The organism is Pseudomonas sp. PVC-5-1, assembly GCF_057444345.1.
On the sequence record NZ_CM172024.1, the window covers coordinates 5194054 to 5213222 of the forward strand.

General features: G+C 63.4%; 17 protein-coding genes. 5 read left to right on the plus strand and 12 right to left on the minus strand.

Annotated elements, in window-relative coordinates; translation table 11 throughout:
- Window positions 1-4: 4 nt before the first annotated feature.
- Complete coding sequence (locus tag AC2T3R_RS23760; protein WP_013974467.1) at window positions 5-895, minus strand: LysR family transcriptional regulator; 891 nt, start codon at window positions 893-895, stop codon at window positions 5-7.
- Between the two features lie 87 nt (window positions 896-982).
- Between AC2T3R_RS23760 and AC2T3R_RS23765 the strand changes: the two genes are divergently transcribed.
- The 4 genes from AC2T3R_RS23765 (at window position 983) to AC2T3R_RS23780 (ending at window position 4518) form a co-directional block, all read left to right on the plus strand.
- The gene (locus tag AC2T3R_RS23765) at window positions 983-1315 is read left to right on the plus strand and encodes a DMT family transporter (protein ID WP_008095055.1); all 333 of its coding nucleotides are present in this window, start codon (window positions 983-985) and stop codon (window positions 1313-1315) included.
- A gap of 199 nt (window positions 1316-1514) precedes the next feature.
- Window positions 1515-2690 (plus strand): NAD(P)/FAD-dependent oxidoreductase, encoded by a 1176-nt coding sequence (locus tag AC2T3R_RS23770; protein WP_410952236.1) that lies wholly within the window; start codon window positions 1515-1517, stop codon window positions 2688-2690.
- Window positions 2687-3499 (plus strand): aldo/keto reductase, encoded by an 813-nt coding sequence (locus AC2T3R_RS23775; RefSeq protein WP_410952235.1) that lies wholly within the window; start codon window positions 2687-2689, stop codon window positions 3497-3499. The genes AC2T3R_RS23770 and AC2T3R_RS23775 overlap by 4 nt, the downstream gene beginning before the upstream one ends.
- A gap of 50 nt (window positions 3500-3549) precedes the next feature.
- Window positions 3550-4518 carry a metal ABC transporter ATPase gene (locus AC2T3R_RS23780; protein ID WP_486744349.1) on the plus strand — a complete coding sequence of 323 codons (969 nt, stop codon included), beginning with the start codon at window positions 3550-3552 and terminating at the stop codon, window positions 4516-4518.
- A gap of 128 nt (window positions 4519-4646) precedes the next feature.
- On the opposite strand, the gene hldE is transcribed toward AC2T3R_RS23780, so the two are convergent.
- From hldE to AC2T3R_RS23795, 3 genes are all read right to left on the minus strand, one after another.
- Entirely contained in the window at window positions 4647-6068 is a 1422-nt protein-coding gene (hldE, locus tag AC2T3R_RS23785; RefSeq protein WP_013974472.1) for a bifunctional D-glycero-beta-D-manno-heptose-7-phosphate kinase/D-glycero-beta-D-manno-heptose 1-phosphate adenylyltransferase HldE, read from the minus strand.
- A gap of 130 nt (window positions 6069-6198) precedes the next feature.
- Window positions 6199-8007, minus strand: a complete 1809-nt coding sequence (gene msbA / locus AC2T3R_RS23790; protein WP_013974473.1) for a lipid A export permease/ATP-binding protein MsbA — start codon at window positions 8005-8007, stop codon at window positions 6199-6201.
- A gap of 15 nt (window positions 8008-8022) precedes the next feature.
- The gene (locus AC2T3R_RS23795) at window positions 8023-9198 is read right to left on the minus strand and encodes an O-antigen ligase family protein (RefSeq protein ID WP_486744350.1); all 1176 of its coding nucleotides are present in this window, start codon (window positions 9196-9198) and stop codon (window positions 8023-8025) included.
- A 100-nt stretch (window positions 9199-9298) separates the two neighbouring features.
- Here AC2T3R_RS23795 and AC2T3R_RS23800 point away from each other — a divergent pair, with 100 nt between their 5' ends.
- A complete protein-coding gene (locus tag AC2T3R_RS23800) occupies window positions 9299-9904 on the plus strand; it encodes a serine/threonine-protein kinase (protein WP_031325784.1) in 606 nt (201 codons plus the stop codon).
- A gap of 3 nt (window positions 9905-9907) precedes the next feature.
- On the opposite strand, the gene AC2T3R_RS23805 is transcribed toward AC2T3R_RS23800, so the two are convergent.
- From AC2T3R_RS23805 to AC2T3R_RS23840, 8 genes are all read right to left on the minus strand, one after another.
- On the minus strand, window positions 9908-10999 hold the full coding sequence (locus tag AC2T3R_RS23805) for a glycosyltransferase (RefSeq protein WP_013974476.1): 1092 nt from the start codon (window positions 10997-10999) through the stop codon (window positions 9908-9910).
- 37 nt (window positions 11000-11036) lie between these two features.
- Complete coding sequence (locus AC2T3R_RS23810; protein WP_023663307.1) at window positions 11037-11810, minus strand: glycosyltransferase family 2 protein; 774 nt, start codon at window positions 11808-11810, stop codon at window positions 11037-11039.
- A 66-nt stretch (window positions 11811-11876) separates the two neighbouring features.
- Window positions 11877-12833, minus strand: a complete 957-nt coding sequence (locus AC2T3R_RS23815; protein WP_015272035.1) for a glycosyltransferase family protein — start codon at window positions 12831-12833, stop codon at window positions 11877-11879.
- A gap of 48 nt (window positions 12834-12881) precedes the next feature.
- Window positions 12882-14285, minus strand: coding sequence for a PIG-L deacetylase family protein (locus AC2T3R_RS23820; RefSeq protein WP_486744351.1), 1404 nt, complete (start codon window positions 14283-14285; stop codon window positions 12882-12884).
- Entirely contained in the window at window positions 14282-15178 is an 897-nt protein-coding gene (locus AC2T3R_RS23825; RefSeq protein WP_486744352.1) for an antimicrobial resistance protein Mig-14, read from the minus strand. The genes AC2T3R_RS23820 and AC2T3R_RS23825 overlap by 4 nt, the downstream gene beginning before the upstream one ends.
- Window positions 15178-16308 carry a glycosyltransferase gene (locus tag AC2T3R_RS23830; RefSeq protein ID WP_486744353.1) on the minus strand — a complete coding sequence of 377 codons (1131 nt, stop codon included), beginning with the start codon at window positions 16306-16308 and terminating at the stop codon, window positions 15178-15180. Before AC2T3R_RS23830 ends, AC2T3R_RS23825 begins: the two co-directional genes overlap by 1 nt.
- A complete protein-coding gene (locus AC2T3R_RS23835; RefSeq protein ID WP_247846638.1) occupies window positions 16292-18049 on the minus strand; it encodes a carbamoyltransferase family protein in 1758 nt (585 codons plus the stop codon). The genes AC2T3R_RS23830 and AC2T3R_RS23835 overlap by 17 nt, the downstream gene beginning before the upstream one ends.
- 220 nt (window positions 18050-18269) lie before the next feature.
- Window positions 18270-19106, minus strand: a complete 837-nt coding sequence (locus tag AC2T3R_RS23840; protein WP_013974483.1) for a 23S rRNA (adenine(2030)-N(6))-methyltransferase RlmJ — start codon at window positions 19104-19106, stop codon at window positions 18270-18272.
- Window positions 19107-19169: the final 63 nt, after the last annotated feature.

Consider the following 19169-nt stretch of genomic DNA (forward strand, 5'->3'; position numbering starts at 1 on the left):
GAGTTTACCCGATCGCGCGCAGGTGCACCGCAAAGCGCTCGGCCAGCCACTGCGCAGCAGGCCCCAGCGGCTCGTCGCGGCGCCAGGCCAGTTCCACCACCAAGGCCGGTGGCCGCCACTCGCTGTCCAGTTCGACCATGTGCGCCTGATAGGTCGGGTACTGCACCACGTGCCGCGGCAGCCAGGCCCAGCCCAGGCCACGCATCAGCAGTTCGGCCATGGCGTAGAAGCTGTCGGCGCGCCATACCTGCGGGCTGATCGCTTCGCCGCCGGGGTAGCCGCTTTGCTGCGGGGCAATCAGCAATTGTCGGTGGCGCGCCAGTTGCTGCCGGGTAACCCGGCCTTCGCCGGCGAGCGGGTGACCGACCGCGCATACCGTGACCATTTCGACGCTACCCAAGGCGCGCCGCTCCAGCGAAGCCGGGATGCTCTCGTGGTGGAAGAACAGTCCAAGATCGGCGCGCCGTTCCACCAGCTTGCGCGCCACATCGCCCTGGGCACCGCTGGCCAGCTGCACCTCCAGGAACGGGTAGCGGCTGGCCAGTTCGTCGAGGCTGTCAATGACCGGCTGATAGGGCATGGCTTCGTCCTGGGCGACCCGCAACAAGGCCTCCTGCCCGCGCATCAGCGCCAACGCACGGCCATCCAGACGCTCGCACTGGCGCAACAGTTCGCGGGCATCTTCCAACAGGGCGCTGCCGTTCTCGGTCAGTTTGGGTTGCCGGCCACTGCTGCGCTCGAACAAGGTTACCCCCAGGTCGGTTTCGAGCAGGGCGATCGCGCTGCTTATTGCCGACTGGGCCTTGCGCTGCTCGCGGGCCACGGCAGAGAACGAGCGCAGTTCTGCAACGCGCAGGAAAGTACGCAACTGTTCAAGGTTCCAGTGCTCGGCCATCGACCTATCTCGCATAGTGATAGGTAATGACTTTACCCCATTCGGGGTGGGACTAGAATCTGCGGCCAGCTAACGGAGGATCTCGCCATGAATGCCTACACCTACCTCGCCATCGCCATCTGCGCCGAAGTCATCGCCACCGCTTCCATGAAAGCGGTGAAAGGCTTGAGTACGCCCTTGCCGTTGCTGCTGATGGTGGTTGGTTACGGCATTGCTTTCTGGATGCTGACCCTGGTGGTGCGCAGCATTCCGGTGGGGATCGCCTATGCCATCTGGTCGGGGCTGGGGATTGTGCTGATCAGTGTGGCAGCGCTGGTGATCTATGGGCAGAAGCTGGATGTGCCAGCGATGCTGGGGATGGCCATGATTGTGGGTGGGGTGGTGGTGATTCAGCTGTTTTCGAAGACTGCTGGACATTGATGTTTGCCTGATGGATTTTGGGGCCGCTTCGCGGCCCTATCGCGACACAAGGCCGCTCCTACAGGGACCGAGGCATGCGCGGGGCCTGTAGGAGCGGCCTTGTGTCGCGATAGGGCTGCGCAGCAGCCCCAGGAACGCAAAGCCCACATCGGCCCGACCCTGTATACTTGCCAGCTGTCCCAGTCTTCGAGGTACCGCCATGCCATCCGCCATTTCCACTGACGTACTGATCGTCGGCGCAGGGGTCGCAGGCCTCTGGCTCAATGCCCGCCTGCGCCGGCTGGGCTACTCGACAGTACTGGTGGAACGCGCCAGCCTTGGCGGCGAGCAGACCATCAAGTCTCAGGGCATCATCCATGGCGGCACCAAGTACGCCCTGCATGGCGCCCTCACCGGCGCTTCGGAAGCCATCGCCGACATGCCGCGACGCTGGCGCGAAGCGCTGAGCGGCAGCGGCGAGCTGGACCTGACCCGCACTCGCCTGCTGTCCGACGCGCATTACCTGTGGTCGCCTGGCACCCTGGCCGGCAATCTCACCAGTTTCTTCGCCAGCAAGGCCGTGCGTGGCAGGGTCGACCAGGTGAAAGGCGAGCAACTTCCGCCCGCGCTGCAGGACCGCGCCTTCAAGGGCAAGGTCTATCGCCTGGCCGAGCTGGTCATCGACGTGCCCAGCCTGCTGGCCAACCTGGCCGAGCTGGCAGGCGACAGCCTGCTGGCCGGTGAGCACATCGAGCCGCTGCGCGAGGGCGAAGACCTGGTTGGCCTGCGCGTCGACGAGCGCGACATCCGCGCCCAGCGTATCGTGCTCAGCGCCGGCGCCGGCACCGAGCAGCTGCTGCATGCCCTAGGCCTGAACCAGCCAGCCATGCAGACACGCCCGCTGCATATGGTGATGGCCAAGGGTACCAACCTTAAACCGCTTTACGCCCATTGCCTGGGCGGCGGGCCGAAGCCACGGGTGACGGTGACCACCCACCCGGCCGCCGATGGCCAGTGGGTCTGGTACCTGGGTGGCGACCTGGCCGAAGCCGACGGCGTTGCCCGCGAGCCGGCTGCGCAAATCGCCGCGGCACAGAAAGAAATCGCCAGCCTGCTGCCATGGGTCGACCAGAGCCAAGTGCGCTGGGCCACCCTGCGGGTCGACCGAGCGGAACCGGCGCAATCGGGCCTGGTACGCCCGGACAACGCCTTCCTCGCCGACCAGCAACGCCTGCTGGTGGGCTGGCCGACCAAGCTGGCCCTGGCACCGGACTTCAGCGACCGGGTCATCAGCCACTTGGAGCGCGACGGTATCCGCCCACAGGCGCAGGCCGACCTGGCTGACCTGCCACGCCCACCGCTGGGCGTACCGGCCTGGGAGCAACTGCTGCCATGAGCCTGCCGACCCTGCACGACTTCCATCGCCCCTTGGGCAGCACCGGTTTAAAGGTTTCGCCGCTGGGCCTGGGCACGGTCAAGCTGGGCCGCGATCAGGGCGTCAAGTACCCTACCGGTTTCACCATCCCCGGCGACGACGAAGCCCGCCTGCTGCTGGCCCAGGCCCACGAGCTGGGTATCAACCTGATCGACACCGCCCCAGCCTACGGCCGCAGCGAAGAACGCCTGGGCCCGCTACTGCGCGGCCAGCGCGATGAATGGGTGATCGTCAGCAAGGTTGGCGAAGAGTTCGACAACGGCCAATCGCACTTCGATTTCAGCGCCGCCCATACCCGCCGCTCGGTGGAGCGAAGCCTGCGGCGCCTGGAAACCGACCGCATCGAATTGGTGCTGGTGCATTCGGACGGCAACGACCTGGCGATCCTCGAACAGCAGGAGGTTTACCAGACCCTTGCCGAGCTCAAGCAGGAGGGCAAGATCCTCGGCTTCGGCCTGTCTGGCAAGACCGTCGCCGGCGGCCTGAAGGCACTGGAGCAAGGCGACTGCGCCATGGTCACCTACAACCTCAACGAACAGGCAGAACGCCCGGTGCTGGACTACGCTGCCGAACACGGCAAGGCCATCCTGGTGAAGAAGGCACTGGCCAGTGGGCATATCTGCCTTGCCCCGGGCGTTGACCCGGTACAAGCCAGTTTCGAGCTGCTGTTCGCCCACCCGGGCGTGAGCAGTGCTATCGTCGGCACCATCAATCCGTTGCACCTGGCCCACAACGTGGCCACCGTCGCCCGTATTCTGGGCCAGCATTGAGTTGCCCCAGGCCCATGGGCCTGGACTGACCCGACGCAAGGAGGAGCCTCGTGGCGCGAACGCTGATCCGCAAGAACCCGAGCAACTTCAAGACACTACCGCTACATGTCGAGGCCACGCCCGAAGGTCTGATCTACCAGAGCATCGGGATGCCGCTGAATTTTGCCCAGATCCAACAACGGCGCAAGGCTATCCAGCTGCCCGACGTGCAGCGCTTCGTGATCGAACTGGCCAACCTTGGCGTGTCGGTACGGCTGACCCTGCATTGGCAGAACCGCGATTACTGGGTGCTGGTACGTCAGCGCCGGCAAGACCGTGGCGATGTGGTGCTGAAACTGATTTCCGGCTATGTGCCGGCGCAAGAACTGAACCTGCCATTGCACACGGCCGTGCAGGAAGTGGCCGAGGAATGCTTGCTGGAAACCCCGGAAGGCTGGCTGGGCGGGCGCTTCAATGACACCTGGCTGCCGGTGCCCTACGCTGCCGCCCTGCATTACCGCGAAACGCCGCACTTCGTGCTGGCCCCGGAGTCCGGTGCCGCGCGCCCGGTGCACTGCGGCAAGCTGATGCTGCTGGAGCGGCCACGCGCGTATGTGCACTTGCCCACCGCCTCGCTGCAACTGATCTACGATATGCGCCTGCAGGTACCACGGGACGCCAAGAAGCTCAGCCTGTTCCACGTTGATGAGCGGCTGGAGGGCGACCAACTGGTGGCGCGGCTAAATCGCAAACGACCAGACCTGTACCTGATGCCATTGAAGGACGGCCAGCCACTGGCTGAGCTGTATACCGTGAAGAAGGACGAACTGGTGCCGGCAAGCACGCGCGGGCTGTACCTGGCCGAAAGTTTTGCCCGGCAGGATGGCTGGGTTGTCACGGACGAGCGGGTGCGCTGGAAGGATTGGGTGAAGCAGCAGGGGTTGGTGGAGAACAAGCCGGTGCGGGCATCGCACCTGCAGCGGTTTGGCGACAAGGCGCTAGCGCTGCTGGAGCGGGCGCGTACTTCGCTGCATAAATGATGATTGGGGCCGCCAGGCGGCCCTTCGCGGGCATGCCCGCTCCCACAGGAGCGGTGTAATCCTCAAGCCTGCGCCGTACTTGTGGGAGCGGGCACGCCCGCGAAGGGCTGCACAGCAGCCCCAAAGCATCAGTTCTTGCGAATCTTCTCGACGATCGCCGTGGTCGAGCTGTTCTCGACCAGCCCCAGCACCTTCACGGTACCGCCATAGGCCTTGACGATATCGGCACCCACCACCTGGTCGATGCCATAGTCGCCACCCTTGACCAGCACGTCCGGCTTGACCTGGCTCAGCAGGTTCTCCGGCGTGCCCTCGGGGAAGCTGATGACCCAATCCACTGCCCCCAACCCGGCCAGTACGGCCATGCGCCGGTCGACGCTGTTGATCGGCCGGCCCGGCCCTTTCAGGCGGCTGACCGAGGCATCGTCATTGACCGCGACGATCAGGCGATCGCCTTGGGCCCGCGCCTGTTCCAGGTAAGTGACATGCCCGGCATGCAGGATGTCGAAACAACCATTGGTGAAGACGATCTTCTCTTTGTGCGCCCGCGCGTCGTCGATGGCCAGCAGCAGTTGCTCCAGGCCCAGCACGCCGCGCTCGGAGCCTTCCTCACGCTGGATCGCCCGGCGCAGCTCGGGGGCGCTGATCGCAGCCGTACCCAGCTTTCCGACCACGATGCCCGCTGCCAGATTGGCCAGGGCCACCGCGTGGGGCAGGTCCTCGCCGGCAGCGATGGCCGCGGCGAGAGTGGAGATGACGGTATCACCGGCACCGGTCACATCGAACACTTCACGCGCCCGCGCCGGTAGGTGCAGGGCCGGCTGGCCGCTGCGCAGCAGGGTCATGCCGTGCTCGCCACGTGTCACCAGCAAGGCGCCCAGGTCCAGGTCCTGCAGCAGCTGCAAGCCCTTGGCTACCAGCTCGGCCTCATCGGCGCAACGGCCGACGATGGTCTCGAACTCGCTGAGGTTGGGAGTGATCAGGCTGGCGCCACGGTAGATGGAAAAATCCTTGCCCTTGGGGTCGGCCAGCACCGGAATGCCCTTGGCCCGCGCGGCCTGGATCAGGCTCTGGTGGTTTTTCAGTGCGCCCTTGCCGTAGTCGGACAGGACCAGCACCTTGACGCCCTCGAGCAGGCTGTCGACCTCCGCACCCAGCGACAGCGGGTCGGTAGCGAATGGCTCTTCGAAATCGATGCGCAGCAACTGCTGGTGACGGCTCATTACCCGCAGCTTGACGATGGTCGGCTGGTGCGCAATGCGCTGGAACACCGAGCGCACGCCTGCAGCTTGCAGGCTGTTGGCCAGGCTGTCGGCGGCCTCATCCTGGCCGGTGACGCCAATCAGCGAAGCCGGTGCACCCAGGGCGGCGATGTTCAAGGCAACGTTGGCCGCGCCGCCGGGGCGATCCTCGATCTGATCGACCTTGACCACCGGGACTGGCGCTTCAGGCGAGATACGTGAAGTACCGCCATGCCAGTAGCGGTCGAGCATGACATCGCCGACCACCAGTACCGGGGCTTGATCGAAACGCGGCATGGACAACTTCATGGGCAACCCATATGGAAATAATGAACAGGGACAGGATATTAGCACAGGGTAGACGACGGCTTTATGGCCAGATCACCCCAGGAAAATTCCCGTGACAATCGGGGCCGCGATGGCCCCGATCAGCGAGGGGTCAGGTGATATCGGCCTTGGCCGGCTCATCCAGGCCCATGGCATGCAGGCGGGCATAATGGCCATTGGCCGCAAGCAGCTCGGCATGGGTGCCGCGCTCGACCAGGCGCCCCTGGTCCATGACCAGGATCTGGTCAGCTTTCTCGATGGTCGACAGACGGTGGGCGATCACCAGCGTGGTACGGCCCTGCATCACATGGTCCAGGGCAGCCTGGATATGCCGCTCGGACTCGGTATCCAGCGCCGAGGTGGCTTCGTCGAGGATCAGCAGCGGCGCATTCTTCAGCAGTGCCCGGGCAATCGCCAGGCGCTGGCGCTGGCCGCCGGAGAGCAGTACGCCGTTCTCACCCACTTCGGTATCGAAGCCTTTCGGCAGCCGGTCGACGAACTCCTTGGCATAGGCATCGGCCGCAGCGGCTTCGATGTCGGCGCGCGGGGCGCCGGCCAAGTCGCCATAGGCGATGTTGTTGGCCACGGTATCGTTGAACAGGGTGACATGCTGGGTCACCTGCGAAACGTGGCGACGCAGGTTGCGCAGGCGATAGTTCTCGATCTCCACGCCATCGAGCAGGATCTGCCCCTGGTCGTGGTGATAGAAGCGCGGTATCAGCGCTGCAAGCGTAGACTTGCCACTGCCGGAGCGGCCGACCAGTGCAATCATCTGCCCTGGCTCGGCTACGAAGCTGATATCGCTCAGCACCTCACGCTCGGTACCCGGGTAGGTGAAGCTGAGGTTGCGCACTTCCAGGCGCCCTTCCACCCGCTCCTTCTCGACGGTACCGGTATCCACTTCAGGCTCTTCGTCCAGTTGCTCGAAGATGCTTTCGGCGCCGGCCAGGCCCTTCTGGATGGTCGAGCTGACTTCCGAAAGCTGACGTATCGGCTTGGGCAACAGGCCGGCGGCGGTGATGTAAGCCACCAGATCACCGGCAGTGGAATCACCGCGCAGGAACAGCACCAGGAACATCAGCGCGGCCATGGCGGTGTAGATCACCAGCTGCAGCATCGGCGTGTACAGCGAGCCGGTCTTGGTCATGTGCAACTGCTTGTCGGTATTGCTCTGGCTGGCCTTGCCGAAACGCTGCTCCTCGTAGGCCTCGCCGCCGAAGCTGCGCACCACGCGGTAGCCCTGGATGGTTTCCGAGGCGACATGGGTGACGTCGCCCATGGCTACCTGGATTTTTTTGCTCTGCTTGCGGAATTTCTTGCTGGCGACGCTGACCATCACCGCGATTACCGGCAGGATGGCGACCATAACGAGGGTCAGGTGCCAGTTCATCCACAGCAGGTAACCAAACAGGAACACCACGGTCAGGCCTTCGCGGATCACCACCTTGATCGCATCGGTCGCAGCACCAGTGACCATGGTCACGTTGAAGGTGATGCGCGAGATCAGGTGCCCGGAGTTGTGGTTGTCGAAGTAGCGGTTAGGCAGCACCAGCAGCTTGTTGAACAGTTCCACACGCAGGTCGTGCACCAGGCACAGGGAAACCTTGGCCAGGAAGTAGTTGCCGAGGAACGAGCCCAGACCCTGCCACGCGGCGATCAGGATAATCAGCAGCGGCACCGCCTGCAGCAGTTGCAGGTCGCGCAGGTAAGGAACGTTTGGGAACAACACCGCTTCGGGGTTGCTCAACCCATCTACGAAATACTTCAGGATCCCGGCCAGCATCGGCTGGGTCGAGGCAAAGATCACGAAACCGATGATGCTCAGCAGGAAAATGCCGACATAGGGTTTCACATAGCTCAGCAGCCGGAAGTAGATCTTCAGGCTGGAGGTGTGTTCCGCCGGTCGCGGTGTTTCGGCCATTATCAAGCTCGCTGTTCAGGTTGAACCGGAAATTTTACCACAGGCATCATTTTCGGCGCTCCCCCACGGCAGCAACATGGCCAGGCCCACGGGCAGCCAGCTGATGAACCATTCGGCACGTGGTGTACCAGTGAGGCTGGCGGCATCGAACTGCATGGCCAGGGTGGAGTACACCCAGAAACCGAGCAGGATCTTGCCGAACAACGTGCCACGTGCGCGGACGATTTCGCCCAGGGTGTACAGCCACACCATGACCCACAGCAGCATGCCGGGCAGGCCCATCTCCACTGCGATGTGGGTGAACATGTTGTGGGTATGGTCGAAGTGCTGGCCCACTGCACTGACGTCGTAGGCAGCGCCCAGGCCAAGGCCGGTCCAGGGATGTGCGGCAATCATGTCGGCCACGGCATGGAAGATTTCCGGCCGGTAGGACGAACCGCGCTGGGCGATAAGGTCGTAAACGAGATAGAAGGCCAGGCCGGTGGCAAGGGCCGCCAGCACGGCAAAAACCCGGCTGTGGCGGTCACGGAACCACAACGGGGCCAGGATCACGGTGAGCACCAGGGCCAGGACTGCCCCACGGCTCTGGCTGAGCATGACAAACAACCCCAGGCACACCAGCGCTACCAGCCACAACAACTGCAGGCCACGTTGCCGCGGCGGCTCGTAAAGCAGGAAAAGCACGGCTGAACCGATGACATAGGCGCCCAGAATCGGGTGCGATATCTCGCCAATGCCCTCCAGGCGGGCCAGCAAAGGCATGCCCAGCACGCCGTAGAAATGGACTATCGAGATCAGCGCGGCAACGGCCAGCAAAGCGCTGCCGGCCTGCAACAGCTGACGAACGCGGGCTTGGCCAAGCTGGCCCAGCAGCGGGAACGCCAGCAGGAATACCAGGATGTAGAGCAGGCGCTTGGCCTCGCGCCCCGGGTTTTCTGCGGCCGACCAGACCAGGCTGAGCCCACTCCATACCAGCAACAGCAACACACTTCCCCACAAGGCCGGCTGACGCCGCCAGGCCTGCATTATTACGTGCCTTGCGGACCACGCCATTACCAGGGTCGGCAACCACAGGAACAGCACCAGCCCTTGCTGATAGACCTTGTTGCTCGGTGCCAGGGCAATCGCAGCCAGGAACCAGACCAGACCAAATCCCAACCAGGCTCGCGCCCAGCTTTTTTGATACAACATCCTTTCCCCCGATGAATCAAAGCACCATCCAATGGTGCTACAACATTATTTTCGGCATTATTGCCGGTCATTCTGTTCGCCCGACGACAAGGCTCTATTCATGCAATGCTCCCGGCTCCCCCAGGTCGACTTCGATCAGCTGACACAAGGCGCACAGGTGCTTGAGGCAGATAGCCATGGCGCCAAAGTCTACCTGCTCGCGGATGGTAATTTCCTCAAGGTTTTTCGTAGGAAGCGGCTGATTTCATCTGCACTGCTGCGCCCGTACTCGCAGCGCTTTGTCGACAACGCCGCGCGCCTTGCACAACTGGGCATCCCCACTCTGGAGGTGATCAGCCAGCATAAGCTCGAGCTACCGGGACGAACTGCCGTACTGTACCGCCCGCTGCCTGGGCGTACCTTGCTGCAGATGTCGCGCGATGAGGGTTTCAGCTGGGATACCTATCTGCCACGCCTGATCGAACTGATCCGCCAGCTGCACCGCAGCGGCGTGTATTTCCGCTCGTTGCACCTGGGTAATGTGGTGGTCACACCCGACCAGCAGTTGGGCCTGATCGACGTGGCCGACATGCGCTTCCTGCGCCCACCACTGTCGGCGCGCATGATTCGGCGCAATGTGCAGCATATGGTGCGCTATATCGAGCGGGAGAACCTGGGCGACCGCTTCCCCCTTGCCGCCTTCGAGGCAGCTTTGCTCGCGCGCTGAGCGTCAGCTGCGCAAAAGGCTCTGCGAGCCGTTGCAGAACGCCTGCCAGGCCTGCTCCGGGGCCAGCGCCTGGCGCTGCCGGGCTGCTACCGCCGGGGCACCTATAACCGAGCAACGCTCGATCGCCTCGGCCCAGGCATTTTCATCGGCAACGGGCAGGTAGCCACCGGTGTCCTGCAACTGCTCGCGGAACACCTGCAGGTCGCTGCATACCACCGGCACGTCGGCCATGACCGCCTCCTGCACCACCAGCCCAAGGCCTTCAGAACGCGAAGGCACCAATAGCCAGTCGAATGCCCGATACAGTCGCTGCAGGTCATCGCGGTGACCACTCAGGTGAACGCGCCCGGCCAGGCCCAGCGCGTCGATACGGGCTTGCAGCACCTCACGCAGAGGGCCTTCGCCGATGATTGCCAACTGCAGGTCCGACTGCCGCACACAGGCCTTGGCGAACGCCTCGATCAGCATCTCGAAACCTTTGCTTTCCACCAGTCGCCCGACCGCGCCCAGCATCACCCCTGTTACCTGTGGCAGCTGCAGGGCTTGCCTGGCCGCATCCCTGCTCAACAACGGTTCGGCGAAAGCCAGCGGGTCAAGGGCCATGCGCAAGGTCTGCACCGGCCTGCCCAGGTCGTGTTCGAGTGACGTGGCAAGTGTCTGTGAAACGGCGGCAATACTCAGCCGCTCGACCGGAAACATACGCAGCAGGCGAACATCACTGGCACTCAGACGCGTCTTGCCATGGAACAGCACCTTGGCACGTACTTGCGGAACTTGATGCATCAATGGCAACACCAACCGCGCCACACCGACACCGTCGATCAGCACGACTTCAGCCTGTGCCTCTTTCAGAGCCTTGCGCAAACGCATTCGCAACCATGGGCGCAACAGGCGCCAGAAGTGCCGCCCTTTCAGCGCCCGTGACGGCATATGCCACTCCCGGGTCGAACCAAGCCCACAGCAGAGTCCGCTACCCAGCAGCAGCCAATTACTGATCCGGGCATCGGCACCCGCATGTGACAGAATCTGCCGATGCACCTTGTGGATGGACATGTACGGCGATCCACCCGCCCACATCATATTGACGATGTTCATGGGCCCTCTCCCGCTCACGTAAGGTGGGACAGCGACTTCATTGAACAAAAATGGTGATTCCCATGCCAATCACGGCACCCGCCACCAGCGTCAATGCCAACTTTATCCGATCACGCTTACGACGTTTGGCCTTGCGTTCCACTTCGATGGGCAAGGTCACGTGATTACCAAATCCAGTGTGCAATACTGCATCACCCTCCAAGGTGACCGCTGTCAGATTTAACTCAGCATAGCGTCGGGAAAGTGCCTTCTCTCCAGCATAGGCGGCAAATGGCGCGCAACGCTGGTAATCGCTCAAACGGCGCAACCCGGGGTTGAGCGAAAATGCCTGCCACTCGGCCTTATCGGACAGCAGCGGGTAGCAAGGCACACCGGCGATCAACCGGCGATCCCCCAGGTGGATGTACGGGCTGTGGATGGCCAGGTCATGGGCATGGCTGCGCAGCCACACCTGCAACAGGTCGGGGCTGGCCTCCAGGATGGCCCGAGAGTCCTCGACAAAGCCTTGGCGATAGAAGTGCCAGTCGTCCTCGCAGTGAAAGATGTAGGGCGTCTTGACATGGCTGTAGGCCAGGTCGATAGACGGCAACTGCCCCAACTTGGGCCGGTTTACGAACACCTTGCAGTGCGGTTTCCAGTGCTCAGGCACAGCGGCATGCACGGCATCGTCACCGGAATCTTCGGTGATGAACACTTCGCGAATGGGCGCGGTATTGTAGCGATCGAAACTCTCAAGGGTGTCTTTGAGCAGATCGAACCGCCCACAACTGGTCACGACGAGCGTGACGTCACTCTCATTTGAAAAGCGCACCGGACTCCCTCCGCATTGCGACTATCGACTTTCAACGCCCGCTCCGTAGGCGCGAAAGTTCTAATGTTAGATGCCCAGCTTCAGGCGCAGCCGCTGCCATGCAGACAACGGCGGATGGGGCCTGAGCGCCGGGCGCATGTGGTCGACGATGCTACGTCCAACTGCCCCGAAACTGAAACGGGAAACCGCCAGGTGGCGGCCATTTTCTGCAATCTGCCGGGCCAGTTCAGGGTCCGCACGCAAACGGCGGAGCTTCTCCTGAAGGGTCGGGATGCTGTCATAGAACACTACGTTGTGCATGTCCTGCAGGCCCAGCGCGCGGTTCTCTTCCTCGCCTTGGTCATACGCCAGCAACACACAGCCGCAGGCCATGGCTTCGAAGTTCTTGATCATGTATTCGCCCATGCCAACGTCGGCACTGACGAAGAAGCGGATCCGGTTGAGTGTGTTGCAGTAATCTTCACCCGACTTGGTACGGGTCACCACCAGGTTCTCGACCCGACCCAACTCGTCCAGCAATGCCTTGCGGCCGCTGTAGGCCACGCTGTTGGTGCTGCCGACGAAGGCCAGCTCGATGTCGCGCTCACGCCCCTGGTCGGCCAGCAATTGCTCGTCGTAGCCCTTGGGCACGAACACGGCGTCGAAACCTTCCTGACGCAGGCGCTCGCTGACCATGTAGCCTGAGCTGATCACTCGCGCCCAGGGCAACTTGCGGTAATGGGCGCTGAACTTGCCTGTGTACTTGCACGGGATGTAGTTCTGGTAGGCATCGTGCTCGAGTATGACCAGGTTCGGCACGGTACGGATGAATGCCGCCTGACGGATTTCCTGCTTGAAACGCAGGAAGAAGACAATGCGGTCATAGCGCTCGACCTGCACTTCGCGCTTGAAATAGCGGCGCAGATTGCGCTGGTCTTCGCTGGTCAGCCAGCGCAGGTCGCACTCGCAGTTGGCCGCGACGCCATCGTACAGACGGTCGAGAATCGCCCGCTGTTCCTTCTGCACCAGAAATAGGACTTTCATTGGGTTCCTTGGGCGCTCTGCGCCATCGCGGTCAACCATGGGGCGCGGCTACAGCTCACGCCGCCAGAACAGTTCATGTCGGCGCACAGCCTTGCGAAAGAATTCGTTCTCGCCGTAAGGCGACAGGTGCCGCCCGGCCAACCAGCGCTGCAACAAGCGGCGCAGGCGGCGTTTGAACGGTGCTGGCGGCTGCAGGTCGTGCATCATGCCCAGGGCCATGGCCTTGTCGCGCTGGGTCGCAAGGTCCAGTACCAGGCTGCAAGGAGCCCAGGCCTGGACAGCGTCCAGCTGTGGCGGCAGGGCCACGCCATCACCACTGTCGCCCATCGGCCAGCGGTCGTTGTCATGCAGGTGGTTGGCGTAGCACAGCAGGGTTTGCGGCTGCCAGGCCAGGCCTTGCAAGGCTTCCAGCACCGCTGCCTGGGCACAGATGTGGTCGGGGTGCGGGTCGAGCTGCGGGTGCGGCATCACCAGCACCTCTGGCCTGGCCATTTCCAGCAAGGCCCGCAGGTCGGCGAGCAGGTTGCGCCAGGTCGGCGCGCCATCGCCATCGGCCGGCAGCGGGAACGGGTTGAATCGGCGGAATACGCGAATGTCGGCGAGGTCGGCCTCGCGAGAAGCGGCCGGCTGGTCTGGCGCAGCCTGCATGGCAGGTAGTTGCAGACAGAAGTAGCCCAGCTGCACGCAACGCGATTCCGCCACACCGGCCCAGCGTGGCACGGCGACACTATCCCAGGCCCTCAGGCGGCCCTTCAGGCGCGCGGCCTCGGCCTTTGCCAAGCCCATCTGCTGATAGTGCTCGGCCTCGATTTCACCAGCGGTCAGGGTCACTACCCAGGTTTCGTCGGCCTGGCTGTAAAGGCCGTAAGCGGCCAGCTCGGCATCATCGGCATGTGGCGCGATCACCATCACCCGGCGCCGTTGCAGCTCGACCGCCGGGGTTATCCACAAGCGCGGCTGGCCCGCCAGCCGGCAATGCCGGCCACGCACGCGCAACGCGCCAGCCTGTAGAGGTGCGGCGAGGCCAGTGAGGTTGAGGAAGCGCACGCCATCGACGCCGCGCTCGAAGGTTTGCCGGTCGGCCTGCTCGCCAGCCACCAGCTCGACCTGCGGATCGAGGAAGCGCCCCAGCCAGCTGCTTTTTACCCGCAGCTCGAGGACCAGGGTTTCGTTGCCCTGCAGCACGCACTCAGCCTTGAGCAAGCCGCCGCTCAGGCTGGCAGGAGCCTCCCGGGTCTGCTCGCCGAAGTCGTAGGCGTAGTCCTCGCCTGGCGCGTAGAACAGGTGGTCGGCAAACCAGGCCTCGTGAGCCGCCCATAACAGCGGCAACAGCAGCAGTGGCAACCACCACCAGCTGAACGCACCTATGGCCACCAGCGCGATCAGGCCCGCCAACAGGCCCAGGCGCTTGTTGCGCCGGTGGCGCTTGAGCAACTGCTGCTTGCGACTCACGCCTGATACACCGGTACGGGGTTGCACCAGCGGTCCTTGTACTCGCGGTCGGCACGGCCGAACGAGAACCGCAGCGGCTTGTTGCGTGCACGGGCGTCTTCCCAGGCGGCCTGGGTATTGAGGAAGCTCAGCACGCTGCCGGGGCTGAAGGCCTTGGTTTCAGGGTCGACACCGCCATTGATGTACTCGACGCTGATCCATTCCGGCGCTTCGACACGGTATACCAGCTGGATGGCAATCGGCTTGCCGTCCAGCAGCAGCACCGAGCCGATCAGCAACTCACGCAGGCGTTCCAGCACTTCGGCCATGCGCTCGGCACCGGTCGCAGGGAAGCCCCAGCGGCGCTGGAACAGGTCGCAGTACATGCTGGCGATTTCCTGCGCACTGAATTCGCTGATCGGGCGCACCACACCGCCCGCCTCTTCCAGCAGGCGCAGTTCGCGGCGCTGGTTGTAGCGGAACTTCTTCGACAGGTCTTCATGGGCGCGGGCCATGGCCAGCTGTTCCTTCTGCGCCTTGAGGCCGCTGAAGCGGCCCAGGTTCAGTTCGGACAGGTAGCGCGCGGCATGGCGCAACGGTGCAGCGGCGTCGGCCGCCGCCGGCAGGATGATCTCGGCGTTGCCCAGATCGAACAGGGCCTTTTTGCCGGCACGCTTGAGCACGTCCTTGGACAGCGCAAGGTGGCGCCCCCAGGTAGGAATGGCGGCTTTCAGCTCGCCGGCCTGGTGCCAGCCCAGGTAACGCACAGGGATCTGCGCCAGGTCCGCCAGCTGCTCGACCACCAGGGGATGGGTGGCGACACTGCCACCAAACCGGGCCCATGCCTCGGCATAGGCCTTGGCGTCGATAACTTGCCAACCGCGTTCGCGGAAGGCCTGGATACGGTTGAGCATCAGGCCTGCCCCACCAACGCGCGGACTTGCGGCAGCTGCCAGAATGCTTCGCGCACCGCCTGGTCGGAAAAGCGTTCACGCAGGCGCTGCAGCATGTGCTCGGCACAGGCCTGGCGTTGCTGCCCATCGAGCACAGCCATGTGTTTCAGACCCTGGGCCAATTGCCCCGCATCGCCCAGCGGGAACAGCATGCCAACACCCTCGACCACTTCGCGGGCACCACCACAGGCCGTGGCCAGTACCGGTACACCGGCGACCATGGCTTCGAGCAGGACCATGCCGAACGGCTCATGGTCGGAGCTCAGTGCGAATACATCGAACGCCTGGAAGTAACGGCGCGCATCCGGCACCTGGCCAAGGAAGTCCACTTGCCCGGCAATGCCCAGCTCGGCGGCCAGTGCCTTGAGCCTGGCTTCCAGGCGGCCCTTGCCCAGGATTGCCAGGCGGGCGCCAGTCGGCAGCCCCGGTAGCGCTTCGGCAAAGCCACGCAGCAGGGTGGCCTGGTCCTTGTCCGGGTGCAGGCGCCCGACGTTACCGACAATCCACGCCTGTGCGTCCAGCCCCAAGGCCTGACGAGCCTCGGCGCGTGGAACCAGGGCTGCTTGCAGGGCGTCGATGTCGATGCGGTTATACAAGGTTTGGATACGATCTGCCGGCCACTGCGGCAGACAGCGGCGCATGTCGTCACGCACTGCGTCCGACACGCCCAGCAAGCTCAGGCGTTTGCTGAACAGGTTGGCGAAGATGCGTCGCCCCTTGCGCTCGTAGTCACCGAAAGCATGGTGCACGCCGATCACCGGCAAGCCGGTGCCCAGCAACGCCACGTAGATCGGTTTGAAGCGATGGGCAATGCAAAAGGCAAAATTGCGCTCGGCCGCGATCCGCCGCAATGCACGGATGGCGCCGAGTTTCAGGCCGCGCACGGCCTTGGAGCTGAACTCCAGGAACAGCACCTCGTCCGAGGCGCAGCCTGCCGCTACCAGCGGGTCGGCGGCGCCGGTGAGGAACACCGTGGTGACCTGGTAGCCACGCCCCTGGAACAGGCTGGCGTATTGACGGGCGCAGTCCAGGAACGGCCCGTCATAGCCATGGCAGAACTGCAGGATGCGCGGTTCAGAGCGGCTGGTCATACGGGGCCGCGCCGTCCTTCACAACCAGGATGTCTTCCATGATCAGGTACTGCAGGTCCGAGCCGAAGAACATGTTCAGGGCGTCGGTCGGCGAGCAGATCATCGGTTCACCACGGCGGTTCAACGAGGTGTTCAGCGACACGCCGTTGCCGGTCAGTTCTTCCAGTGCCTTCATCATGTCGTAGTAGCGCGGGTTGTACTCGCGCTTGAGCACCTGGGCACGCGAAGTGCCGTCCTCGTGGACCACTTCCGGCACGCGGGTCTTCCACTCTTCAGCCACTTCGAAGGTGAAGGTCATGAACGGCGCCGGGTGGTCGACCTTGATCATTTGCGGGGCGACGGTGTCGAGCATCGACGGGCAGAAAGGTCTCCAGCGTTCGCGGAACTTGATCTGCTCGTTGATGCGGTCGGCTACGCCCGGCACGCTCGGGCAACCAATGATCGAACGGCCGCCCAGGGCACGAGGGCCGAACTCCATGCGGCCCTGGAACCAGGCCACCGGGTTGCCGTCGACCATGATTTTGGCGATGCGCTGCGGCATGTCGTCGAGCTTGCGCCACTTCGGTGCGTTCGGGTGACGGGCACAGGCAGCGATCACGTCTTCGTTGGAGTACGAAGGGCCGAGGTAGACGTGTTCCATCTTCTCGACCGGTACGCCACGGGCGTGGGAAACGTAGGCGGCAGCACCCACGGCGGTACCGGCGTCACCGGAAGCCGGCTGAACGAACAGCTCTTTCAGGTCTGGGCGGGCAATGATCTTCTGGTTGAGCTTGACGTTCAGCGCGCAACCGCCGGCAAAGGCCAGCTTGCCGGTTTCACGCAGCACGTCGCCCAGGTAGTGGTCGATCATCTGCAGGGCGATCTTTTCGAACAGCGCCTGCATGCTGGCCGCGTAATGGATGTACGGCTCGTCGGCGATGTCGCCTTCGCGCTTGGGGCCCAGCCACTCGATCAGCTTCGGCGAGAAGTAGAAGCCCTTGCCCTTCTCTTTATAGCGGCGCAGGCCAATGACGTTGGCGTATTCGGTGTTGATCACCAGTTCGCCGTTTTCGAAGCTGGCCAGACGCGAGAAGTCGTACTTGCTGGCGTCACCATACGGCGCCATGCCCATGACCTTGAACTCGCCATCGAGCATCTCGAAGCCGAGGAACTCGGTGATTGCGCCGTACAGGCCGCCCAGCGAGTCCGGGTCGAAGAATTCCTTGATCTTGTGGATCTTGCCGTTTTCGCCGTAGCCAAAGAAGGTGGTGGCGTATTCGCCCTTACCGTCGATGCCGAGGATTGCGGTTTTTTCCTTGAACCCCGAGCAGTGGTAGGCACTGGAGGCATGGGCCAGGTGGTGCTCAACCGGCTCGATCTTGACCTTTTTCGGGTCGAAGCCCAGTTGCTCCAGGCACCAGACGATCTTCTTGCGGTAGCGTTTGTAGCGACGGTTGCCCATCAGAATAGCGTCGAGGGCGCGATCCGGGGCGTACCAGTAGCGCTTGGCATAGTGCCAGCGCGCCTTGCCGAACAGGCTGATCGGGGCGAACGGGATGGCTACCACGTCGACGTCGGATGGCTTGATGCCAGCCTGTTCCAGGCAGAACTTCGCCGACTCGTAGGGCATGCGGTTCTTCGCATGCTTGTCACGCACGAAGCGCTCTTCTTCGGCGGCGGCAATCAGTTTGCCGTCAATGTACAAGGCCGCGGAAGGGTCATGGCTAAGGGCGCCGGACAGGCCAAGAATCGTCAATGCCAAGGGATTAGCCTCTTCATTCGGTAGAAATGCGCCAGCGGCCTCTTGGGCGGGTGGCGGCTAAAGGGCGGGATTATAACGCAAACATGTGCGCAACGCGGCAACCTGTACTGGCCTCATCGCCGGCAAGCCAGCTCCCACAGGTACACCGCCGACCTTGAGGCCCGCGCTGTACCTGTGGGAGCTGGCTTGCCGGCGATGGGGCCGGTACAGGCAAGCAATATTATTCAGCGATCAGCCAGTCCATGCGGAAGCTGCCGGCGGTTTGTGCCAGCTCTTTGGCCAGCCATGGCAGCAGCTCCTTGAGCTCTTCTTCCAACCCCCACGGCGGGTTGGCGATGGCCAGACCGGAGCCGTTGAGCCCCTGCGGGCTGTCCTGGTGGTGCACATACAACTCGACCCGCAGCAGTTTCGGTGCGCCGGTGCTGGTCAGGTCCTGGTAGAAGCGGGTCAGCGAGCGCTGGTCCTTTATCGGGTACCAGATGGCCGCGACAGTCTGGCGCATGCGGCCGATCGCCTCTTTCATGGCGGTAGTGCAGCGCTTTAGCTCGTCAGCCTGTTCGAACGGCGGGTCGATCAACATGATCGCGCGCTTTTCCTGCACCGGCAGCAAGGCCCGCGGCACATGCCAGCCTTCGCCCAGGTGCACGAACACGCGCGGGTCTTTCTTCATGTTCTCTTTGAGCAGCGGCCCGTCTTCGGGATGCTTCTCGTTGAGCAGGGCGCGGTCCTGCTGGCGCATCAGACGGCGAGCCAGCTCGGGCGAACCGGGGTAGTAGCGCAGCTCGCCATCGGCATTCAGACGCTTGATGATTCGCAAATAGTCGTCAGCCATGGCCGGCAGGTCATCGCGATTCCACAGGCGGGCGACACCTTCCAGGTACTCGCCGGTGCGGGTTGCCTGGTCGCCCTGCAGGTCGTAAAGGCCGAGCCCTGCATGGGTATCGATATAGGCGAACGGCTGCTCCTTGCGCGACATCAGGGCGATGAGGCGGGTCAGCACGATATGTTTGAGGACGTCGGCGTGGTTGCCGGCGTGGAAGGCGTGACGATAGTTCATGGCAACTCCTGCGGGGGTGGCAAGTTTACCTTGCCTTGCAGGCGGAGTCAGGCCTGGCTGCTG

Coding starts and splice junctions, on each gene's coding strand:
- AC2T3R_RS23795 (WP_486744350.1), bottom strand. CDS start 9,198: ATGTTGTATCAAAAAAGCTGGGCGCGAGCCTGGTTGGGATTTGGTCTG.
- AC2T3R_RS23805 (WP_013974476.1), bottom strand. CDS start 10,999: ATGAACATCGTCAATATGATGTGGGCGGGTGGATCGCCGTACATGTCC.
- AC2T3R_RS23775 (WP_410952235.1), top strand. CDS start 2,687: ATGAGCCTGCCGACCCTGCACGACTTCCATCGCCCCTTGGGCAGCACC.
- AC2T3R_RS23800 (WP_031325784.1), top strand. CDS start 9,299: ATGCAATGCTCCCGGCTCCCCCAGGTCGACTTCGATCAGCTGACACAA.
- AC2T3R_RS23825 (WP_486744352.1), bottom strand. CDS start 15,178: ATGCTCAACCGTATCCAGGCCTTCCGCGAACGCGGTTGGCAAGTTATC.
- hldE (WP_013974472.1), bottom strand. CDS start 6,068: ATGAAGTTGTCCATGCCGCGTTTCGATCAAGCCCCGGTACTGGTGGTC.
- AC2T3R_RS23830 (WP_486744353.1), bottom strand. CDS start 16,308: ATGACCAGCCGCTCTGAACCGCGCATCCTGCAGTTCTGCCATGGCTAT.
- AC2T3R_RS23815 (WP_015272035.1), bottom strand. CDS start 12,833: ATGAAAGTCCTATTTCTGGTGCAGAAGGAACAGCGGGCGATTCTCGAC.
- msbA (WP_013974473.1), bottom strand. CDS start 8,007: ATGGCCGAAACACCGCGACCGGCGGAACACACCTCCAGCCTGAAGATC.
- AC2T3R_RS23770 (WP_410952236.1), top strand. CDS start 1,515: ATGCCATCCGCCATTTCCACTGACGTACTGATCGTCGGCGCAGGGGTC.
- AC2T3R_RS23760 (WP_013974467.1), bottom strand. CDS start 895: ATGGCCGAGCACTGGAACCTTGAACAGTTGCGTACTTTCCTGCGCGTT.
- AC2T3R_RS23765 (WP_008095055.1), top strand. CDS start 983: ATGAATGCCTACACCTACCTCGCCATCGCCATCTGCGCCGAAGTCATC.
- AC2T3R_RS23840 (WP_013974483.1), bottom strand. CDS start 19,106: ATGAACTATCGTCACGCCTTCCACGCCGGCAACCACGCCGACGTCCTC.